The organism is Alteromonas sp. KUL150, from assembly GCF_009811475.1.
GTDB lineage: Bacteria > Pseudomonadota > Gammaproteobacteria > Enterobacterales > Alteromonadaceae > Alteromonas > Alteromonas gracilis.
On sequence record NZ_BLIJ01000069.1, the window covers coordinates 1 to 20,191 of the forward strand.

Sequence of the window (20,191 nt, forward strand, 5' to 3'; positions counted from 1 at the left end):
TATTCTTGAAGAAGCCGCTCTTTTGAGCGGCTTTTTTGTTTGTATTTGTCTTTTCGATATCAAGCTCCCTCGCCTTCTCTTTCAAATGAATAAATTTGCTATAAGTGAGCATAAAACGTCATAGTTTCAGGTCGTTTTCATTGTCCAATCATTTAATTGTCGTGCTAGTATTGTTTCTTTATCGATATAGCTCGGCATACTCAACGTTTTAGCAAACCCCGTTTTGCATAAACCTTACGTTCGTTCTGACAACACACCTGTCATGTTCAGTTCATTTTTGCACGTCGAGCCACTATTAAAACAATAACGAAGGAAAGTGCGTGATAAACGAATTCGTTTCATTAGTTAACAACATTCTATGGGGTGACGGCCAGGTACTGATTATCATGCTGCTGGCATGTGGTATTTGGTTTACTGTAAAACTCGGTGGCGTTCAGCTGCGACACTTCGGCCATATGTTTAGCTTGCTAAAAGGCAGCACAACAGCGAGTAAAGATGGCATCAGTTCTTTTCAGGCCTTGTGTACCAGCTTATCTGCTCGTGTGGGCACTGGAAACTTAGCAGGTGTTGCAGTAGCTATATCGTTAGGTGGCTCTGGTGCTATCTTTTGGATGTGGATGATTGCCCTTTTGGGTATGGCTACGGGCTTTGCTGAAAGCGTATTGGGTCAGCTTTATAAAGTACGCGACGAAAACGGCGAGTTTCGTGGTGGTCCGGCCTACTATATCAAACAAGGTCTTAACAAAACTTGGCTAGCCGTCGCGTTCTCACTGTGTTTATTTTTTGGTTACGGATTTGTCTTTAGCGCCGTTCAAGCCAACACTATTACCGATGCATTAAACAATGCTTACGCTTTTCCAAGTGAGTATGTAGGTTTAGCCATTATTGCACTAGCAGCCTTGATTGTGGTGGGCGGCCTTAAGAGCATTGCCCGTTTTGCCGAGTTTGTGGTGCCATTTATGGGAATAGGCTACGTGCTTGTGGCATTGGCTATTACCTTTATCAATATTTCAGAACTGCCTGCTATGCTGCTTGATATAGTGAAGTCGGCATTCGGTTTACAGGAAGCTGGCGCTGGCGCGCTAGGTGCGGCTATTAAAAACGGTATTCAACGTGGGCTTTACTCAAACGAAGCGGGCAGCGGTTCAGTACCTCACGCAGCGGCCAGTGCGGTTCCAAATCCAAACCACCCCGTATCGCAAGGTTATATTCAAATGCTGGGGGTTTTCTTAGACACTCTAATATTGTGTACGTCTACAGCCTTTATCATTCTGCTTGCTGGCGGTTCAAGCTCTGACCAAATGGAAGGCATCCGCTTAACGCAAGATGCTATGAGCAGTCACTTAGGTGAAGGCGGTACCGATTTCGTAGCAGCCGCTATCAGTTTGTTTGCGTTTACGTCTGTTGTAGCAAACTATGCCTATGGCGAGAGTAACCTGCACATGTTTAAGCTAGATAACAAAATAGGCCGTGCGGCTTATACCATAGGTTATCTAAGCATGATTTATTGGGGCGCTCAGGCAGCACTACCTCAAGTTTGGGCAATGGCTGATATGGCGTTAGGTTTAATGACCGTTATTAATATCATCGCTATTGTATGGATGACGCCAACTATTGTGTCTATTAGCAAAGATTACTTTAAGAAAAAAGACAGTGGCCAAACAGTAGAGTACAAGGTTGGTGACTGTGATATACAAGGGAAGTCTGAAGATGGTGTGTGGGATTAACCCAACATTTTAAGTTTAAAAAAAGGGGCATCATTGATGCCCCTTCCTGTTTCTATAAAGCAATTTTAATGGGTTTGATAAAGTACCTTTCCGGTAGCAAAGGTTAACCTGACATTGCCTTCACTATCTTCGTCACAGTAAATATTATTATTCAAACTAGCTTCTAATTCTGAGTCTGCCATTAAAAAGTCAGACTCCCATATAAGTTCACCTGAACGCATATCTAATGCGTATACTTTTGATTTAGCTTGCCTAGAATCATATTGCAAATCATCCGTTAGGTTAAACTCTGGGGTAATGACATATGTCACCCCATGGGCTTTTGTATCGGAGAACTCGCTACAGTAGTCAAGGCGAAGTGCTGATGTAATTCTAGAGGTCTCAATGCTTGAATCAGAGTAAACAGAAACGAAGCTATCATCGACAACATTATAAATATGATTAAAAAGAAGCTCTTGTGGGTTGGTACTGTTAACGTTAATTCTTTCCCTAACCATGATAGATATGAACGGAGTATCATCAAACGTCGTGTTCACAATAGCGGGCTCGTCTTCCACAAGATACAACTCTTCATCCGTTGGGTATTTAACTTTCCTAAAGACTTCAAAGCCTTCAGGTGTCTTTTGTAAAATAACGAGATGATCGTCGACAATAATTGCAATATAGTGTTTCTCTTGCCAAGTATAACTACTCAGCCCGCGGACTGGTCCGCTCCCCTCAAGGCCCCATAAGGTTAATTGTGCCTCTTCCTGCATGCTGTCTTGTTCAACAATGAACAGCTCTCGGCTCATCTTTACAAGGATATAGTCAACACCAGCCACGTTAACAAACTTAAATTCTGGAGGACCGCCATTTACACCAATTACATATTCTGACACTGCATTGCTATTAAAACTCTTTCTCACTAACGTAGAGTCAAATATTTCCCAACCGTAAGTATCAAGAGATGTGGTCGACAAAGAAATAAAGGTAGGCTCTAGTTCAGCAGCCGCTTTTTCAGTGAATGAGGAACTTCTATCTTCATTTAAACTAAATACCCCTTTCAAACTCCCCACCGCATAGCCGTCACTTGTGGCAGCAATGTTTCCCAACACCTCGTAATAGTCTGCGTCTGAAGTTAAATTTTCTACTACTGGGTCAGCTGTGCTGTTAGTAGCCACTGTAAGGGTGTGTTTGAGCCTTGTTGCATAATCGCGATTGCTCACTTCTATTTCAAAATTAACATCTAACGGATAACCCAAATTAGGCACAAAGGCTTTCCATTCAATGCTACCGTCATTGGTTATTTGCATATCTAACGGCGAGGTAACTAACCTAAATTCAAAAGGTCCGTTGCCCTCTGGATTTAATATCTCAATATTATTTGAATATACTTCTCCCACCTGAAGATTAGACGATAAACTTGCAAGCTCTATTTGTGGCAGGCTTTGTTTAACATAAACCGACACCGTTACAGGGTCTGATTCTACCTTTCCATCAAAAGCGATAACTTGAAGCTGATATTGGCCAGACTGAGTAAAGCTTACGCGAGTATTGTTAAAGCCGTTATTTTGAAATGTAACGTTAGCACCTTCAGGGGCCGATAGAACGCTCCACTGGAAAGTAAGAAGGTCGTTATCAGCATCACTACTTTCGCTTGCATCTAATAACACAAACTCGTTGCGGTCAGCTTCAAGTGACGTAGAAGCCATACTCACAAGCGGCGCCGTATTTTCAGTATCTAAATAGTTTTGATTACCGATAAAAGAAAAAGGAATAACTAGCATAGGCTCTTCAGCACTATTGATGTCGCTGAAAAGGCCAACAGAGACAAGCCCTTCTTCTTTTTCTTTGATTATAAGTGTGCTTGAACCCGCGATAGCTAGGGCTAGAGACGGTGAGGTGAATGAGCCTGGCCGCATAGTTGTAATATCAACATAACCATAAGGAGAAATGTAGATTCTTCCTTCAGGCACTAACACAGGGTTATTTTCGGAAATCGTGGTGTCTATGTCTACGTCATCAATAAACACCGTAACACCTGATGACGCGTAGGTAAGCAGTCCGTTTACTATGGCTGACTCTGTGTATTGTTCACCAACAGATGCTTCAATCGTACCCTCGAAGTTTGCAACCATTCGTGAATTGTCGATGGTTAGGCTATCAAATGACAGAGTCCCCTCAAACGACTCGCCATTAGAAGACACAGACGATACAGACAACGTACCTTTACCATTGAAGGTATAAGGCCCCAAAGCGCAGTTTATGTATTCAACGTCAGAGGTATCATTCTTTAACTCACCAACAATTAACTGTCCAGAATCACAATCCTCTCCTGTAGGTTGTTCGTGGTCGGTTAATACGCGATCGAAGCGGGCATAAGGGAATTCGTCTGAATGCACTAACATGACGGATGTATCCAGAGCCGATGTTACATAATAAGCAATATCATAGGCCGACGTGCTGTCTACTACCGCTTCATTCTTAAGCCCCTCATACTTGCTAAAAAGTCCGCTTGGGGCGGGCGCAGGTGTAGTAGGTGTTACAGGGGTAGGTGAAGGGGATGAGGAACCTCCGCCTCCCCCTCCGCATGCTGATAATACCGATAAAGTGACGACGGCAGCCGCACTATGTTTGATAAGGTTAACTATGCTGTTCATATTACACTCGTAATTATGAGCATGCTTTATAAGAACATCGGAAAAAATAGAAGAGGCAATGCTTTAGAGTGGTAAACTTATTTAACTTTATCCAAAACGCGACAACTAAAACTATCCATGTTTTTAAACGGTAAGAATGCTCGAATTTTCTGCTGATAATCAACGCGAAAAGTTAAACAGTAATCCCCCTCTTTTCAAGTCCTATTTTATCATTGTATTTACAACGCCACTGGCAAATGCCCTGTCTTAACCCAAATTATTGTTTCTTCATCAACGTAGGGATGATGCTGACTCATGTGTGGGCTTCTTATCCATGTACCTTTAGGGTATTCGCCGTGTTCGTCTTTGAACGTACCCGACAGTACGAAAATTTCTTCTCCGCCAAAATGCCTGTGAGGTTTAAAAACTTCTCCAACTGGCCATTTCACTAGGGCTACGTGTTCGTGTTCAAAATTATGTAAGGGCATCACTTTTAAACCACCCTGCCCTTGTAGCCATTCTGCTGTATTTGTATTTACCCTCACCTCAGCCAAATCGCGCTTATCAAACTGATTCAGTTTGACCAAGATCACACAACCTTCTTTACTGAACGGGCTGTGTTTACTGCCTGGTGGATTACGCAGGTATGTCCCTGCCGGATAGTCTCCGTGCTCGTCGGAAAAAACGCCCTCTAACACAAAGATTTCTTCACCATAAGGGTGGCCGTGCTCTTTAAAGCTGGCGCCCGGCTCGTACCTCACAACGCTAGTTGTGTGTCCCGACTCCTTTGCTTCTCGCTCCAATGGCTTGCGCCAAACCGTGGCAGACGGCGACGGCTGCCATTCTTGTGTTTGTGTATTAATGGCTAAGCGTTCATCAAAGTTCATATTTAACATTCTGATCACCGATTGATATTCGAGCTTTATCGCTATTTTGCAATAGACCGTTACTCAGGTCTTAGCATTTCAAAGAAGTTTTGCTGAGAGATGGTGTAGTAATCGCCTCTCCCGCCCCCACGACTTACAGGTGCGCTTTTTAGCGTACTGTAAACGCCATTTTCAATCAGCGATTTATCGATGTGCACACCTACCACTTCGCCCATGATAAACCAGCTATTCACCTCATCGCCTGAGGCTGACTTTAGCTGCACAACGTCGGTAAGCTTACACTCCATGCTCACCTTACTCGCTTTTACACGGGGAACCCGAACTATCTCACTGTCTACAGTCTGCAGCCCAGCATGGTCGAACTCGCTTTCCTCTGGTGCTAGAGGCTTACTTGTTGAATTCATTGCGTCAACCAAATCTTCCGATACCAGATTCCAGCAAAACTCTCCGGTTTGCTGCACGTTTACCAAAGAATCTTTTTTACTGCCCACTACAGAAAAGCCAATAATAGGCGGTGTATAGTTCAACGCGTTAAAGAAGCTGTAAGGAGCAAGGTTTAACACGCCCGCTTTCGACTGAGTAGATATCCATCCAATTGGTCGAGGCGCAATAATGGCGTTAAACGGGTCGTGAGCCAGACCATGACCTTCTTTTGGTTGATAAAAATGCGTTTGTGACAAAACCATTCCTTATTTTTTATGGTAGGGTGAAACTAATACTGATATGAACGCTTAAATGGCTCTTTTCAAGTGCTAAAAATTAAAGGTTGTTTATGACTGCACGTAGTGTTGCGTTTTCAAGAACAAGACTCACTGAGTTAATGGTGCCTTCTTTCGCTAACTTTGGCGGCAAGGTGCATGGTGGTGTTATTTTATCCCTAATGGATAAAGTTGCGTACGCGTGTGCAAGTAAGCACGCTGGCGCTTATTGCGTGACCGTCACGGTTGATGGGGTTGAGTTCTTACAGCCTGTTGAGGTTGGCGATTTACTTCATCTAGATGCAACGGTTCATTACGTGGGTAATACATCGTTGGTTGTGGGAATAAAAGTCACAACGGAAAACATTAAAACGAATGAAGTTAAGCACACCAACAATAGCTTTTTTACCATGGTAGCCAAAGATGACAGCGGCACGCCGGTTACTGTGCCTGAACTAGAGCTCACGAACCACCACGAGATGCGAAACTTTGTGACCGCTATTCGCCGAAGTAAAATCCGCAAAGAAGCACAGGTCAAGCTTCAACGTGATTACGACGCTTTCATTCCCAAAGAGGATTTTGCGCTTGTAGATGCCCACCGATGTACAATTAGTTTTGAAAGAGATAGCGCTTTTGATAAAACCAATTCTCAATATGAAGGAAAGTAAAGAGATAACTCGGGCGCCCGTTTAGGTAAGTTACATAGCCGTTAAAAGGCATATAAGAACACGGGCGAGTTACTACTTAGGCATTAATAGCGTTATATCTTGCGGGCGGAAATCGTTAGTCAATCCATTTCAGTTTTTCCAGAGGGTACCCTAAGTACCACTTAGTACGCTCTAGCACTGGACGGATAACAATTCGGTTTATCCCCAAATTTGGATCGTCAGATAAACTGTCACACATTTGCTTAAGTGCGTTGTAGTTAGGGAAACAGGTGAATGAAATATAATCAACATCACCGCTCATTCTTAAGCAGTCCATAAATTCAGGAATGCCTTGCAATGCGTTTTCAAACTGTCGCCGCTGCTGCGCTGTATTGCTTTTAAGATAAAACTCTACGTATGCCAACACATGCTCACAGATACGATCTAAATCCATCTCAGTATGAAAATTAAAAAAGTACCCTGCTTCCTGCAGTGCTTTCTTTCGTTGAAAGCATGCGCTTGCCGACAAGCCAACACGATCTGCTAATTCTTGATTAGAAATATCTGCGTATTTATGAATGGTAGCTAGAATTTTTTTATTGTACTCATCTAGCTTAATGGTCTTTTTGGCGATGCGATGTCTCCTACCAAATTTATCTTTTGTTTTGCGACTGTACTTAAAAAGAAAGTTTTTGAAAAGCGCTAAACATCCGTCAGAAATTCACTGTTAACTCACTTACACTAGGTTTTCTTTTCATCTGAGCAGAAGATATGGAACCACCATACGACACATCACAACAAGACATTGAAGGCGACGCATTAGTTTCATGGCCAAGAGTTGCTGCCGTGTCAGCTATGGTGTCATTTTCAATACCGACATTTATGACTGGCATAGAGTTATTCGCATTACTTTCTTGGCAACAAACTATAATAACACTGCTTATAGGAGGTTTGCTGCTCACCCTTGTTGGCGGGTTAATGGGTTCTATCGGCGCTATAACGCGTAAAAACTCTTACATGCTTGTTCGGGTAGCCTTTGGCAGTTTGGGGGCTCAAATCCTCAATTTACTTTTTGCCGTTTCACTGGTGGGCTGGTTTGGCTTAAATTTAGACTTATTTTCATCGTCTGTTGCCGCCATTTTAAAGTACGACACTTCAGAGCTCCCCCTTACCATAGGCACGGAAGCTATTGTTGGCATACTGATGATACTTACCACCATGTATGGATTTAACGTCATCAACCGTTTGTCGGTAGTTCTGGTGCCTATCATGATGGCCGTAAGTGCCATTCTTTTGTATCAGTCTCTTACAATTACCTCTTTTGAGCACTTTACCAATGATATGAGCCAAGCCCAAAGCTCTATTAGTCAAGGGGTCAGCCTTATTGTCGGAGTGATTATTATTGGTGCCATTATATTGCCTGATATTACTCGCTTTAGTCGTCAGCGTAGAGGCGGTGTTTATACCGCATTTTGGTCATATTTAATTGCTCAAAGCGCCGTAATTGTTATTGCCGGCTTCGCCGCTTATGCGCTTGAAGCGAACAATATACTTGATGTATTGCTGGCTCTAGGAATAGGCAGCTGGTCACTGCTTATCATTGTCGCAGGCAGCTGGATTTTAAATGCGCTGAACCTTTACAGCGCGGAGCTTGCAGTCAATGCAAGCTTGCCCCGCTTAAAACAAAATCTTGTGGCTATTGGTTTAGGTGTGGTGGGCATGTTCGCCGCTTTTGCTAATATTCTCGAAATATTCGTGTTGTTCTTATCCGTTCTAACAGCCGTGTTTATTCCTGTGGCCGGTATAATCGCCGTAGACTTTTTTGTGCTAAATAAAAGCGCGTATTTTGTGAAACTAAATTCTGAGTCACACCATTCTACCTCTCTTTCTTCTGAACAAATGTCATCCGATGCGCAAAACCTTAACCATTCCAGCCACAAAAGCGCGTTAATAGCTTGGGCAGTAGGTGCGGGAATTGCCGGCTATGACTTGTTAGAGCCGATCTCCCTTGTTACAGGGATTGCCGCGTTAGACACAATTTTAGTCAGTGCGATATTACACTTTGCCGTTTGTTCAGGCTTACGCTTGCTTGCAGTTAGACGAGTTCAAATATGAATTTAGATGACATAACACAACCTGTAATTATCTGCTTTCTTACTACTTCATCTTACCATTTTGAGGCACACTTATGCGTATAGGCATTGATGTTGGCGGTACACATACTGATGCTGTACTACTCGACAATGAGACGATTTTAGCCACTAACAAGTCATTAACGACTGCAGACGTGGCAAGCGGAATTATAGATAGCCTTAACGCCCTTCTTAACAAGGCATCGGTATCTGCAAACAATATTAATGCGGTAATGATTGGTACAACGCAATTTACTAACGCTATCGTAGAACGTCGCCAGTTATCTAACATTGCTGTTATTCGCTTAGCCCTTCCTAGCGGAAAAGGCTGCCCTCCTATGATTGAGTGGCCTGAAGATTTGGTCAACGTCATAAACCCCAGTATTTACGAATGTCATGGTGGCTACTTGTACGACGGCTACCCTGTTGCGGATATCAATATTCAAGAAATAGAAGCCGTCATTGCTGATATTAAACAAAAAGAGATTAAGTCGGTTGCGATTGCCTCCGCATTTTCAACCATGAATGCTGAGCCGGAATTGCTGGTAGCCAACCTTATACGCACGGTAATTCCCGACTGTGAAATCACTTTGTCTCACCAAATTGGTAGCATTGGCCTGCTTGAACGAGAAAATGCCGCCATCTTAAATGCGACGTTACGCCCATTTGCTCAATCTGTGGTTAATGCATTTGAAAACGCGTTGACGAAGCATGCCTTTAACTGCCCATTTTTTATTAGCCAGAACGACGGAACACTCATGAATGCCGACTTCGTGCGAGCGTATCCGGCCCTTACTTTTGCATCTGGGCCCACAAACTCACTCAGAGGCGCCTACAAACTTACCGGCAAAGAAAACGCTATCGTCGTAGATATTGGCGGCACCACATCAGATATTGGTGTTCTACAAAACGGGTTCCCGAGGGAGTCAAACCGAATTATAAAAGTAGGCGGGGTGCGAACGAATTTTCGCATGCCTGATATTAATGCTGTTGGACTTGGTGGTGGGAGTATTGTACGTGATGAAGGCAAGCGCATTGGGCCAGATTCCTGTGGGCACAAGTTGGTAGACGAGGCATTGATATTTAACGGCAACACCTTAACTACCACAGACATTATTGTTGCCAGTGGCCATGCAGACATTGGTGATAGTGAGAAAGTGAAGCATGTATCCAGTGACGTCATCCAAAGCGCCATAACAACCATGCGTGATACCTTGAATTACCACATTGAAATGATGAAGCCCGACGACAAACCAGTACCGGTAATTTTAGTGGGTGGAGGAGCCGTGTTGATACAAGGCGACTTACCTGCTGCCAGCGACGTTATTCGGCCCGTAAACGCTGGTGTAGCTAATGCCATCGGCGCTGCTATTGCGCAAATTGGCGGGGAAGCTGAAAGCATGTTGTCGTACCGCGCGATGTCACGCGACGACGCGATAAAAGGTGTAACTCAGCTTGCCATAGACAAAGCCGTTACCGCTGGTGCCGACAAAACCACAGTACGTACTATCGATATAGAAGAAATAGAGGTGCCTTACATGGAAGGTGATATGCGACGTGTAAGAGTGAAAGTGGTGGGTGACATCGCCACTGTTAAACCAAGTGCCAAAACCTCTGAACGACAGACAGGAGCCTACTAACATGCAGCGCAATTCATACGTAACGATAGACGATTTAGAGGCGCTAAGTATGGGCTCAGTTTTTCTGGCAACGGGTGGCGGTGGTGACCCCTACTTGCCCATGCTCTTAGCTAAGCAAGCTTTATTAGAATACGGCCCGGTGGCCCTTGTCGCGCCTGATAAGTTAAACAGCGAAGACTACGTGGTAGCACTTGGCGCCGTTGGTGCGCCCACGGTCAGTCTAGAGCTTCTACCCTCTATTGATGAGGCTGGCGATACACTTCTAGCATTTGAAAAACACACGGGCAAAAAAGTAGATGCCATTGCATCGTTTGAAATTGGCGGTGGTAACTCGCTTTTACCTTTAGTGGCCGCTGCCGGTGCTGGTATACCCATGATAGATGGCGATGGCATGGGCCGCGCTTTACCCGAAGCGCAAATGATGACCTATGCTATTGCTGGCGCAAAGCCGACCCCCGCGGTAGCACGAGATTACGCAGGAAACACAGCTGCGTTTTCGACATCAGATACAACAACTTATGAGCGACATATAAGAAGTTTTGCTATGGCGGCTGGCGGCATGATTACGACAGCGGAACACCCAATGTCGGGAGACTTCATTAAAACCGCTATCATCCCACATACGGTGTCGTTCGCCATTAGTTTAGGTAAGGTGCTTATGCAACACCGCGGTCACGTTCGACAAATGATGCCACATTTAAAAGCGTGTTTTAAGAACTCAGTTTACGGACAGTGCGAACTGCTATTTGAAGGTAAAATAACCGATAAAAGCGTAGCTATTGTTGGAGGGTACGACGTTGGTGAGCTTACTGTAGCGGGCTTTAATGGCGAACCTCCCGTGACCGTAAACATCAAAAATGAATATCTGATTGCAAAACAAAGCGACAAGGTGTTAGCAAGTGTACCCGACTTGATCGTACTTGTAGATATTGAAACTAGCGAACCTATTAATGCTGAACGCATAAAATACGGACAACGGGTAGCAATTATTGCCGTAGAATGCCCAGCGTTTTACAAATCGGAACGAGCCCTTGCGGCGGTTTCGCCCAGGGCCTTCGGTTTTGATTTTGACTATGTTGCGTTGTCTGAAAAATAAACGTTTTAAGTATTGATACAACAAGCCCCTGATAGATGATGTATCCACCTATCAGGGGCTTTTTCATTGCAGTTTACTTCTTTTTTAAGCCGTATTGTTACGCCTTAATTAAAAGCTATAAGACACTTTTCCGTAAACAAAACGGCCAGTAAAACCGTAAGGCGAGAAGCCAGAATATGAGAATAAGCGAGAGAATGTAGTTACATCATCCACCAAATCTCGGGTTGGTTCTGGGTATACATCAAAGATATTGTTAGCACCTACAGAAACAGTAAGCCCTTCTGTTAGCGCAATGCGAACGTCCAGATCTGTGATCCATTCTGAAGGAATAATTTCGTTGCGTGCTTCAATAGATGACGGGTCTTCCACTTCACCGTAACGCGTGGTACGTAATGTTGTTGTGTAACGGTCGTAATTCCACGTAACACCTAAGTTCAGTTTGCTGTCAGGTGAAGCTGTTTCAAAACGACGAAGCTCCACATCACTGAACAGGTTGTCTTGGTCGAACCCAGCGTTTTGCAGCACGTCAGGAGCATCAATGATATTTGTTACTTCGTTATCATTAAAGTTAGCGCCAGCGTTAAAGTTAAACGCACCGTAATCTGCAGTATTTAGCGTATAGGTAGAAACAATATCCACACCCTGTGTACGTGAATCAATCGCATTTAAGAAGAAACGTGCTTGGTTAGCCCCGGTGCCCTCTAGCAAGGTTTCAATCGCGTCACCAGATAGGTTATTTGACAACACAATACGATCGTCGATATCAATGCGGTAGAAATCTACGGTCAAGTTGAAGTCGGCATTTGGTGAGTAAGTGAAACCTGCGCTGTAGTTATTAGACTCTTCCGCATCTAGCCCTGGGCTACCTAAGGCTTGCGCTACATCGCTTGATGGTGCGAACGTACCGGTTTCTGTCGGTTCTCCATCAACAAAAACAGTGGCAATAGACGTAAAGAACTGCTGCTGCAATGACGGCGCTCTAAAGCCTGTTGATACCGACGCACGAAGTGCAAAAGTATCACTTAGCGTTACACGGTGCGACATTTTCCAGTTAAACGTGCTGCCAAAGTCAGAATAATCCTCAAAGCGCCCAGCAACAGCCACGTTCCAGTTTTCAACGACATCAGCTTCTAAATCAACATAAAAGCTGTAGTTGTGACGGCTATTGTCACCTGCAGATTCTGGTGTAAAACCTGGGAACACTTGTGATCCAGCGGCGCCAAACGGGCCGTTAACCGGATCAGTCACAACACCACCTGGACCAAAGGAACCTTGGATATAAGAATTCTCTTCACCCGCAGTAATTTCATATCCCTCGTGGCGATATTCTGCGCCCATTGCAAAGTTCATTTCGCTGTAAAACAACCCTGTATCGACAAGACGAGACGCGTCTGCGTTGATTATAGTCGTGTCGTATTCAAGGGTACCCGCGTCGAATTCGGTCTGGCTTGTTGGGCCAAGTGACGTATTTAGTGTGTTAACTACGCCGTATTCTAGTTCGTTACCACCGTGAGTTAACGATAGGTCGTAATTCCAGACATCGCCGTAGCCTTTAATGCCAGCGATAAGCGACATATCTGTTATATCGGTTTGAATGGCAGGTAAGAAACCATCTGGGTATATTTCGACAATGTTGCGCGAGTCTTGTGCACGGCGATAGAAGCCACTACCCAGAGAGTCTCGCGTGCTATAGCCTGCTGTAGTGTAAAACTCTACGCTATCGGTAAGCGCTTTACCTGCATTTATAAATAATGCGTAGTCTTCTACTTCACCGTTGCCGTAAACGTGGTTGTAACGGTTAACGGTAAGTTCACGAGGATCTAAGTTACCGTCGGCGTCCCGTGCATAGTTTTCACGCTGGTCGTAGTCTGCACGATTTGCTTGACCGCGGTCGCGATATTCACCAGAAACATTTATAAAGCCATCGTCGCCCCATTCAAAACCCACGTTGCCTCGAAGGGTAAGAGTTTGACCATCGGTTAACTCTCTGTCACTGCCCTCTTCAAATGCTAAATTACCATCGGTACCAATGCCTACGCTCTCAAGATTCGGCACACCGTCCATGGTGGTAACGTTGGCACCGTACGTTGCCGATACTTCACCGCCTTCTGCGGCATCTTTAAGAACAATGTTAATCACACCGGCAATAGCGTCAGAACCGTATTGAGCCGCTGCACCGTCACGCAATACTTCAATTCTTTTTATAGCGTTTGCTGGAATTGCATTTAAATCTACTGCAGAAGAACCGCGCCCCACTGAGCCGTTAAGATTAAGTAGCGCCGAAGTATGACGACGCTTACCGTTTACCAGCACCAGCGTGTGATCTGGCGCTAAACCGCGAAGTTGGGCCGGACGAACGTGATCTGTACCGTCAGTAATCGAAGGCTGCGGGAAGTTAAAGCTAGGCAGTAACTGATTTAAAATCATGTTGGTTTCAGTAAGGCCCGTCGCTTCAATAGAAGAAGCGTCGATAATATCGATAGGTACTGGAGAATCATTGATAGTCCGGCCTACACGGCGAGAACCTACGATTTGAATTTGTTCAACATCCTGCTCATCAACTGTAGTTTGTTCTTGTGCAAGTGTTGAAGTAGAAAATTGCATGCCTGCTATTGCAGAAGCGATTAAGGAAAGCTTAAAAACAGAAGCGTTAAATTTTGCCTGTTGCATTGTGGTGTTCCTGAATTTTATGTGTTTAATGCATTGAAAACTGTGCTTCTTACTCTACCGAGTAGAAAAAAGACTTACAGATACATTTTCTTTTTCTGTTGTTGGGGTACTGCTAAGCGCCGAATTGTCTGACTAGACTTATAATTATTAGAAGTGGTAAGCAAATATGCTGTGGGGTGAGTAAATCACAAAAATATTCCACCGCACAATACTAAAGTTGTAATAATTTAGAAATATCGATGACAGGTGGGTTTTAAGGGACAAAATATTGAACAAGGTTTTCTGCTTTTGCAATGAAAAAAGGTGGCCGTAGCCACCTTCTCAAGCATTACATAGCGTTATGCTTTTTTAAGCTTTTTCTTAAGCTTTTTTAGTTTGCTTTCTTGCTTAGCGATTTTTGCTTTAGCTACTTTCATCTCTTTTTTGATTTCTTTTTTCTTAGCCATTTTTTATATCCTTAATATTTTCTGTAGTGTTTTGCTGTCTGCCAGCATCTATTTTTCATTGTGTTCTTCAATGAATTCACGAATAAAGCGCCTTACTTCACGAGCCGCAGACGTATCCAAAGAATCGCAAAGCGCAATAAACTGCGCTCTTTCTTCGTCATTAATTCGAATAATCATCTGACTATTCTTTTTCTTCTTTTTGTTGTTATTTTCAGACATCTCGACTGCTTTAAAAGGTAAGAAACACCAATCCGAACAATTAAAGTATATCCAATGTATATACATTTCAAGGGTGATAGTGAACTTTTATTGATTTTTTTCATAAAAAAGTCACATAAACGTCACACGAGTGACTTGAGTATTCGACAAAGTTTCACTGTCAACGTAACACAATGAGAAGTATATGACACAAGCACAATCAACAACTCACCTTTCTTGTTTCATTGAAGCCATCGCGCTTGCTAAGTACACCAAATGTGTATCACGCGATGACTTACAAGCCCTGCTTCAACAAAAAGGTTATGAAGAAATAGTTGCTCTTAATACTGCTGAAGAGTTAGAGCCACAGTTGCCAATCGCTTCATAAAACAGCTGGTTAAAATGACCCGTTTTATACCCCATGGTGAAGTGCGTGTTCACCGGGAAGGTCGCATACTCGTTCTGGAAGGACATGGCCCTTGGAATGTTGAGGCACTTCAACATTCAACTGACAAGGCACAACCTATACTACAAGAACTTAGCGGCCCTTGGGGAGTGATGGCAAGCATTTATGGTGAACCCATTCATGTGCCCGATGCAGAGGCACATCTGATTCAGCTTGTGAAAAAAGATATAGAAAACGGTAGAGTCGGCACGTCGCTCATTGTCGAAAAGTCAAACTCGCCCAGTTTCGCTACGCAACATTTCAGCAGTATTTATCAACAAGCTGGAGATAACGTTGAAGTGTTTAACGACACAATTGCAGCAAAACGTTGGTTAATCAACACCATTCAGCTAGCGCAGTCAAACTTGGAAAAATGCAGTAGAGGAAAAAACGATGCTGTCTGCAATTCTAATTTATATATTTTTTAGTGCAGGGTTACTCGCTGCCTTGCAATGCCTGTACTTGTATAAAAAGTAGTGTTCGTACACGCATAAAAAGAAACAAGAGGCGTACTCTTGTTTCTTTATCATTAATTCTTTTTATTTGGGTGACCACTCAAATTTTTTGAAAGGCTCATCCACCGGTGTATCAGCGAGATGGTTGGTGTAATTACTCATCACCTTTTGCGCCAGAATTAGTATGATCTCCAAAAGTTGCTGATGCTTATATCCAGCTTCGTAGAAAGCATCTAGCTGAACTTGTTCAATATTGCCTCGACCACGGGTAATCGCTAGTACTGTTTCTTTCAGCGTATTTAATTTACTGTCAGACAATGTTTCATCATTGCGCAATTCTTCAATCAAATCATCACGCACCTTCATACTTTTCGCTATACCGGTGTGGGCTGGTACACAATAGTGGCAGGCGTGTTCGACGTTCACCGCTTGCCAGACCACCGTTAACTCTTCCGCATTGAACGAAGTTTCTTGAGCCAGCTTGTGAAGTACTTGATAGCCGTCAAGTAATGTTGGCGCTTCTGCCATTACCGCGTGTAGGTTAGGTATCATGCCAAACGCTGCTTGAGAATTGTCAAGCAAAGGCTTTGCGGCTTCTGGTGCTGTGTTTTTTGTATGTAATTTGAAATCGCTCATATCACTCTCCTGTTGATGTGACTAGAAATTCAAGTAACCCCTTTGATTACCCTTATCTCTGTAGTGTGTGAACAATAATAGGTTTACTTGAACGATCGTTCAAGTGATAATTGAACGTGTGTTCAAAACATTCACGTATAAGGTATGCTGCGATGAAATATGACCATGATGACATTATTGAAAAAGCCACCACACTTTTTTGGCAACGAGGCTTTCATGCAGCGGGTATGCGTGATATCCAACAAGCATTGGATATGCGCCCAGGCAGTATCTATGCTCGCTTTCAAAGTAAAGAAGGTTTATTCAAGCTTGTTGTAGAACACTATGCACAAAATAGCGCAGTCCGTTTAAAGCAAGTAGCAGAGGCCGAATCGCCTTTAAATGCGCTTTACAACTTTTTTGAAACGGCATTAACTGGCCCTGATGAACAGCGCTATATGCGTCAGTGCTTACTGGTAAAGTCTATTGCTGAATTAGAACTTATTGGTGATATTGCCAGAAAAGCAGTGATCGAAAGTATGCAAACTCTCAAGGCTGGTTTTAAAGACATAATAGAAGCTTGTATAGAAAAAGGTGAGCTGCCTGAACATACGCCAACGAAACTGGCCGCAGAGTGGCTTCAAAACCAGTTCGTGGGTTTACGAGCGTTCGCCCTTATGCAAGATGAAAACACAGCAACCATTCAAATGATCGGCAAAGTAATGGCCGATTTAAAAGGGCAATGGCCGCAAGAAACACATTGATGCGTTGCGGTTAAGAGAACAGCAACCGCAACAATTGCGCTATGAGTAAAATACCCATTAACGGCCAAATCCACTTGGCCCATTTGGCCGCATCTTCATTACTTATACGCATTTTAGAGCGCTCGATTAGCGGCACTATCAGTGCCAGAGCACCGAACAACACCGCAAGCAAAATTAACACTTCCATTACCGTATCCCTATCGCATATTTAAGTACTTCTTGTTTGGCAGGCTCTATGCGCTGCGCCACAGAAAGTAGCTGATTTCTTATCCATTTTATGGGGGCAACGTCATTGCTAAACAAGGTATAAAACCCGTCCATTGCCGTCATCATCATCAAATTGTCTCGCTTTCGCGGCCTTTCATAGCTGCTGATAAGCTTTTGCGAAAATACTTTATCGGTTATCGACAATGGGCTGTCGTTACCACTAGGCTTGAATGCTGCACTTACAGAAAGAAACGTTTCTACGTCTTTAAAACCCAAGTTAACGCCCTGCCCGGCAAGCGGATTTATAGTGTGTGCGGCATCACCAACTAGCGCGCAACAGCCTTTTACATAATGGTTAGCATGAGAACGCGTGAGTGGGAAAATTGCTTTATCAATAATCGAAAAGCTATTGTTATTTTTAGTCAGTTCATCTGGGAACGTTTTAAGGATTTCACTTTCAAGTTGGCTCGCTTTTAAACTTTTCAGACGTTTAAGTTCGTCAGGCGAGTCGTACCACACAAGCGACGCGTAATCGTCGAACATAGGCAAAAACGCTTTTGGGCCGCTTGAGGTAAACTGCTGCCAGGTTACAGGATCGACGGGCTCGTCCATTTTAATGGTGATACCCATTGCCTGTTGTGCATACTGCCAACCTGTGGTGCCAATACCAATAGCGTTTCTTACCTGAGAGTTCGCACCATCTGCGCCAATTAGCCACTTTGCCTTTATTGCTCTGCCGTTCGATAGTGTAACCGTAGCAGTAGTATCCAGATTGATGCCCTGCACCGTTTGACCACTGATAAGCTCTACATTGTCAAACTGCATTAGTGCCTGATGACATCCCAGCTGTAGTAGTCGATTTTCCACAAAAAAACCCAGTTGCGGCATACCGATGCTTTGTGCAGTAAAGTCTGTTCTATGAGCTGGGTCGTCCCACACGCTAAGCCCGGTATAAGGTTTAGCGCGCATAGCAGCAATGTATTCCCACGCGCCAAGTGCTTTCAAAAGAGTAACTGAGGCATCGCTTATTGCGGAAACCCTTAAATCCGGACCATCTGTCTGGCTAAAAGGTTTTGGCAAATGCGGCTCTACAACTACTACTTTGTATTGCTGCTGTGCTAGCCCTAATGCCAGCGCAGCACCCACCATTCCGCCACCGTTTATACAAAAATCAATCATTTACTTTCCTTAAAACACGCATTTGCATTATGTCGCAAAATGCAAAGTCATGTGAAGTGAAACGTATAAATACATAGCGCTAGATCAAATATAAATGAATCGTCGTAATACACTGGGAATATGGTTGTATAACAGGTAAAATATGCGGCTATTTTGAACATCTTCTTGTAACTGACATTTCCCGTGTTTCTACATGTGGGCGGTTTAAACGCAGCATGTAAATTCACTTTACGGTAGACACCTTAATTACACCGAGGCGAGTCTACTTTCACTTACAGGAACACTAACAGGTTATCGAATAGTTGTTATGACTAAAAAGCTGTATATCAAAACCTGGGGCTGCCAAATGAACGAGTATGACTCGGAGAAAATGGCAGACTTACTAGACTCAACGCATGGCTACAGTGCTGCAGAAAGCGCTGAAGAAGCCGATATTATTTTGCTTAACACGTGCTCTATTCGCGAAAAAGCACAAGAAAAAGTCTTCCACCAGCTTGGTCGGTGGAAAAACCTTAAGCAAGATAAACCTGAACTTATTATTGGCGTTGGAGGCTGTGTGGCCTCTCAAGAAGGCGATACTATTCGTCAGCGCGCGCCATTTGTTGACTTGGTTTTCGGCCCGCAAACACTGCATCGTTTGCCTGAAATGATTAATCAACTTCAAGGCGGTGCAAAGTCAGTGATTGACGTAAGCTTCCCTGAAATTGAAAAGTTTGATCGCTTGCCAGAGCCACGTGCGGAAGGTCCAACGGCGTTCGTTTCAATTATGGAAGGCTGTTCAAAATATTGTACGTTCTGCGTAGTACCTTACACCCGTGGTGAAGAAGTAAGCCGCCCTGTTGACGACGTGCTGCTTGAAATTGCGCAACTTGCAGGTCAAGGTGTACGAGAAGTAAACCTGCTCGGTCAGAACGTAAATGCATACCGCGGTGAAAATTACGACGGTACAGTATGTCGTTTTTCTGAGTTGCTTGAACTCGTTGCAGCAATAGATGGTATTGACCGCATTCGCTACACTACATCACACCCAGTTGAATTCACTGACGACATCATAGATGCGTACGCATCTATCCCTGAGTTGGTAGACCACCTGCATTTACCTGTTCAAAGTGGCTCTGATCGTATCTTGAATCTAATGAAGCGTGGTCATACGGCGTTAGAGTACAAATCTAAAATGCGTAAGCTGAAAAAGATTCGCCCTAACATTAGTTTGTCTAGCGACTTTATCATTGGCTTTCCGGGTGAAACCGATGCTGACTTTGAAGCCACAATGGATTTGATTCAGGCCGTAGATTACGACTTAAGCTTCAGCTTCATTTATAGTGCTCGCCCGGGTACACCAGCTGCTGATGCGGTAGATGATGTAAGTGAAGAAACCAAAAAACAACGCCTTCACCTACTCCAACAGCGTATTACGCAGCAAGCACTTCGTATTGCTCGCCACATGGTCGGTACAGAGCAACGAATTTTGGTTGAAGGCCCATCAAAGAAAAACCCAATGGAACTTTCAGGGCGTACTGAAAATAACCGTGTGGTGAATTTTGAGGGTACCCCAGATATGATTGGCGAGTTCGTTGATGTAAATATCACAGACGTGTTTACGAACTCACTTCGTGGTGAAGTTGTGCGCAGAGAAAGTGAAATGGGCTTGCGTGTTGCCGTTTCGCCCCAATCTATCATGGCAAAGCATCAGGCAGATCTGCCTGATGAACTTGGCGTGGGTCAATTTAACCCAGCCTAAATACATTTTAAAGCGAGGAAAAAAGT

At 43.8% G+C, this 20,191-nt stretch carries 18 protein-coding genes; 9 read left to right on the plus strand and 9 right to left on the minus strand.

The genetic code is table 11. The annotated features are described in order from the left end of the window. Positions 1-320: 320 nt before the first annotated feature. Entirely contained in the window at positions 321-1,727 is a 1,407-nt protein-coding gene (locus GVO62_RS16425; RefSeq protein ID WP_159120169.1) for an alanine/glycine:cation symporter family protein, read from the plus strand. A 65-nt stretch (positions 1,728-1,792) separates the two neighbouring features. Here GVO62_RS16425 and GVO62_RS16430 read toward each other — a convergent pair whose 3' ends face one another. From GVO62_RS16430 to GVO62_RS16440, 3 genes are all read right to left on the minus strand, one after another. After that, positions 1,793-4,366, minus strand: a complete 2,574-nt coding sequence (locus GVO62_RS16430) for a PKD domain-containing protein (RefSeq protein ID WP_159120170.1) — start codon at positions 4,364-4,366, stop codon at positions 1,793-1,795. Between the two features lie 218 nt (positions 4,367-4,584). Continuing rightward, positions 4,585-5,241 carry a cupin domain-containing protein gene (locus tag GVO62_RS16435; protein WP_159120171.1) on the minus strand — a complete coding sequence of 219 codons (657 nt, stop codon included), beginning with the start codon at positions 5,239-5,241 and terminating at the stop codon, positions 4,585-4,587. Between the two features lie 50 nt (positions 5,242-5,291). Continuing rightward, positions 5,292-5,912 (minus strand): flavin reductase family protein, encoded by a 621-nt coding sequence (locus GVO62_RS16440; RefSeq protein ID WP_159120172.1) that lies wholly within the window; start codon positions 5,910-5,912, stop codon positions 5,292-5,294. Between the two features lie 92 nt (positions 5,913-6,004). On the opposite strand from GVO62_RS16440, the gene GVO62_RS16445 reads away from it, so the two are divergent. Further along, entirely contained in the window at positions 6,005-6,598 is a 594-nt protein-coding gene (locus GVO62_RS16445) for an acyl-CoA thioesterase (RefSeq protein ID WP_159120173.1), read from the plus strand. A gap of 115 nt (positions 6,599-6,713) precedes the next feature. Here the strand turns inward: GVO62_RS16445 and GVO62_RS16450 are convergent, their stop codons facing one another. Then, positions 6,714-7,298, minus strand: coding sequence for an Lrp/AsnC family transcriptional regulator (locus GVO62_RS16450; RefSeq protein ID WP_308469242.1), 585 nt, complete (start codon positions 7,296-7,298; stop codon positions 6,714-6,716). Positions 7,299-7,348: 50 nt separating this feature from the next. On the opposite strand from GVO62_RS16450, the gene GVO62_RS16455 reads away from it, so the two are divergent. The 3 genes from GVO62_RS16455 (at position 7,349) to GVO62_RS16465 (ending at position 11,445) form a co-directional block, all read left to right on the plus strand. Further along, positions 7,349-8,692 carry a purine-cytosine permease family protein gene (locus GVO62_RS16455; protein ID WP_159120174.1) on the plus strand — a complete coding sequence of 448 codons (1,344 nt, stop codon included), beginning with the start codon at positions 7,349-7,351 and terminating at the stop codon, positions 8,690-8,692. A 73-nt stretch (positions 8,693-8,765) separates the two neighbouring features. Next, positions 8,766-10,349: a hydantoinase/oxoprolinase family protein gene (locus GVO62_RS16460; RefSeq protein WP_159120175.1), complete on the plus strand. Its 1,584-nt coding sequence runs from the start codon at positions 8,766-8,768 to the stop codon at positions 10,347-10,349. Position 10,350: 1 nt separating this feature from the next. Continuing rightward, positions 10,351-11,445, plus strand: a complete 1,095-nt coding sequence (locus GVO62_RS16465) for a DUF917 domain-containing protein (RefSeq protein WP_159120176.1) — start codon at positions 10,351-10,353, stop codon at positions 11,443-11,445. 108 nt (positions 11,446-11,553) lie between these two features. Here GVO62_RS16465 and GVO62_RS16470 read toward each other — a convergent pair whose 3' ends face one another. Both GVO62_RS16470 and GVO62_RS19370 read right to left on the minus strand, forming a co-directional pair. Then, on the minus strand, positions 11,554-14,115 hold the full coding sequence (locus tag GVO62_RS16470) for a TonB-dependent receptor plug domain-containing protein (RefSeq protein WP_159120177.1): 2,562 nt from the start codon (positions 14,113-14,115) through the stop codon (positions 11,554-11,556). A 494-nt stretch (positions 14,116-14,609) separates the two neighbouring features. After that, positions 14,610-14,780: a hypothetical protein gene (locus tag GVO62_RS19370; protein WP_173358795.1), complete on the minus strand. Its 171-nt coding sequence runs from the start codon at positions 14,778-14,780 to the stop codon at positions 14,610-14,612. Between the two features lie 184 nt (positions 14,781-14,964). Here GVO62_RS19370 and GVO62_RS16475 point away from each other — a divergent pair, with 184 nt between their 5' ends. Together GVO62_RS16475 and GVO62_RS16480 are read left to right on the plus strand one after the other, a co-directional pair. Then, positions 14,965-15,147, plus strand: a complete 183-nt coding sequence (locus GVO62_RS16475) for a hypothetical protein (RefSeq protein ID WP_159120178.1) — start codon at positions 14,965-14,967, stop codon at positions 15,145-15,147. A 14-nt stretch (positions 15,148-15,161) separates the two neighbouring features. Then, complete coding sequence (locus GVO62_RS16480; protein ID WP_159120179.1) at positions 15,162-15,632, plus strand: hypothetical protein; 471 nt, start codon at positions 15,162-15,164, stop codon at positions 15,630-15,632. Positions 15,633-15,743: 111 nt separating this feature from the next. Here GVO62_RS16480 and GVO62_RS16485 read toward each other — a convergent pair whose 3' ends face one another. Beyond that, the gene (locus GVO62_RS16485) at positions 15,744-16,295 is read right to left on the minus strand and encodes a carboxymuconolactone decarboxylase family protein (protein WP_159120180.1); all 552 of its coding nucleotides are present in this window, start codon (positions 16,293-16,295) and stop codon (positions 15,744-15,746) included. Between the two features lie 152 nt (positions 16,296-16,447). Here GVO62_RS16485 and GVO62_RS16490 point away from each other — a divergent pair, with 152 nt between their 5' ends. Further along, positions 16,448-17,038, plus strand: a complete 591-nt coding sequence (locus GVO62_RS16490) for a TetR/AcrR family transcriptional regulator (RefSeq protein WP_159120181.1) — start codon at positions 16,448-16,450, stop codon at positions 17,036-17,038. 10 nt (positions 17,039-17,048) lie between these two features. Here GVO62_RS16490 and GVO62_RS19375 read toward each other — a convergent pair whose 3' ends face one another. Both GVO62_RS19375 and GVO62_RS16495 read right to left on the minus strand, forming a co-directional pair. After that, positions 17,049-17,225, minus strand: a complete 177-nt coding sequence (locus GVO62_RS19375) for a hypothetical protein (RefSeq protein ID WP_173358796.1) — start codon at positions 17,223-17,225, stop codon at positions 17,049-17,051. Beyond that, positions 17,225-18,424, minus strand: a complete 1,200-nt coding sequence (locus GVO62_RS16495; RefSeq protein ID WP_159120182.1) for an FAD-dependent monooxygenase — start codon at positions 18,422-18,424, stop codon at positions 17,225-17,227. Before GVO62_RS16495 ends, GVO62_RS19375 begins: the two co-directional genes overlap by 1 nt. Before the next feature lie 307 nt (positions 18,425-18,731). On the opposite strand from GVO62_RS16495, the gene miaB reads away from it, so the two are divergent. After that, complete coding sequence (miaB, locus tag GVO62_RS16500; RefSeq protein WP_159120183.1) at positions 18,732-20,165, plus strand: tRNA (N6-isopentenyl adenosine(37)-C2)-methylthiotransferase MiaB; 1,434 nt, start codon at positions 18,732-18,734, stop codon at positions 20,163-20,165. The last annotated feature ends 26 nt before the right edge of the window (positions 20,166-20,191 follow it).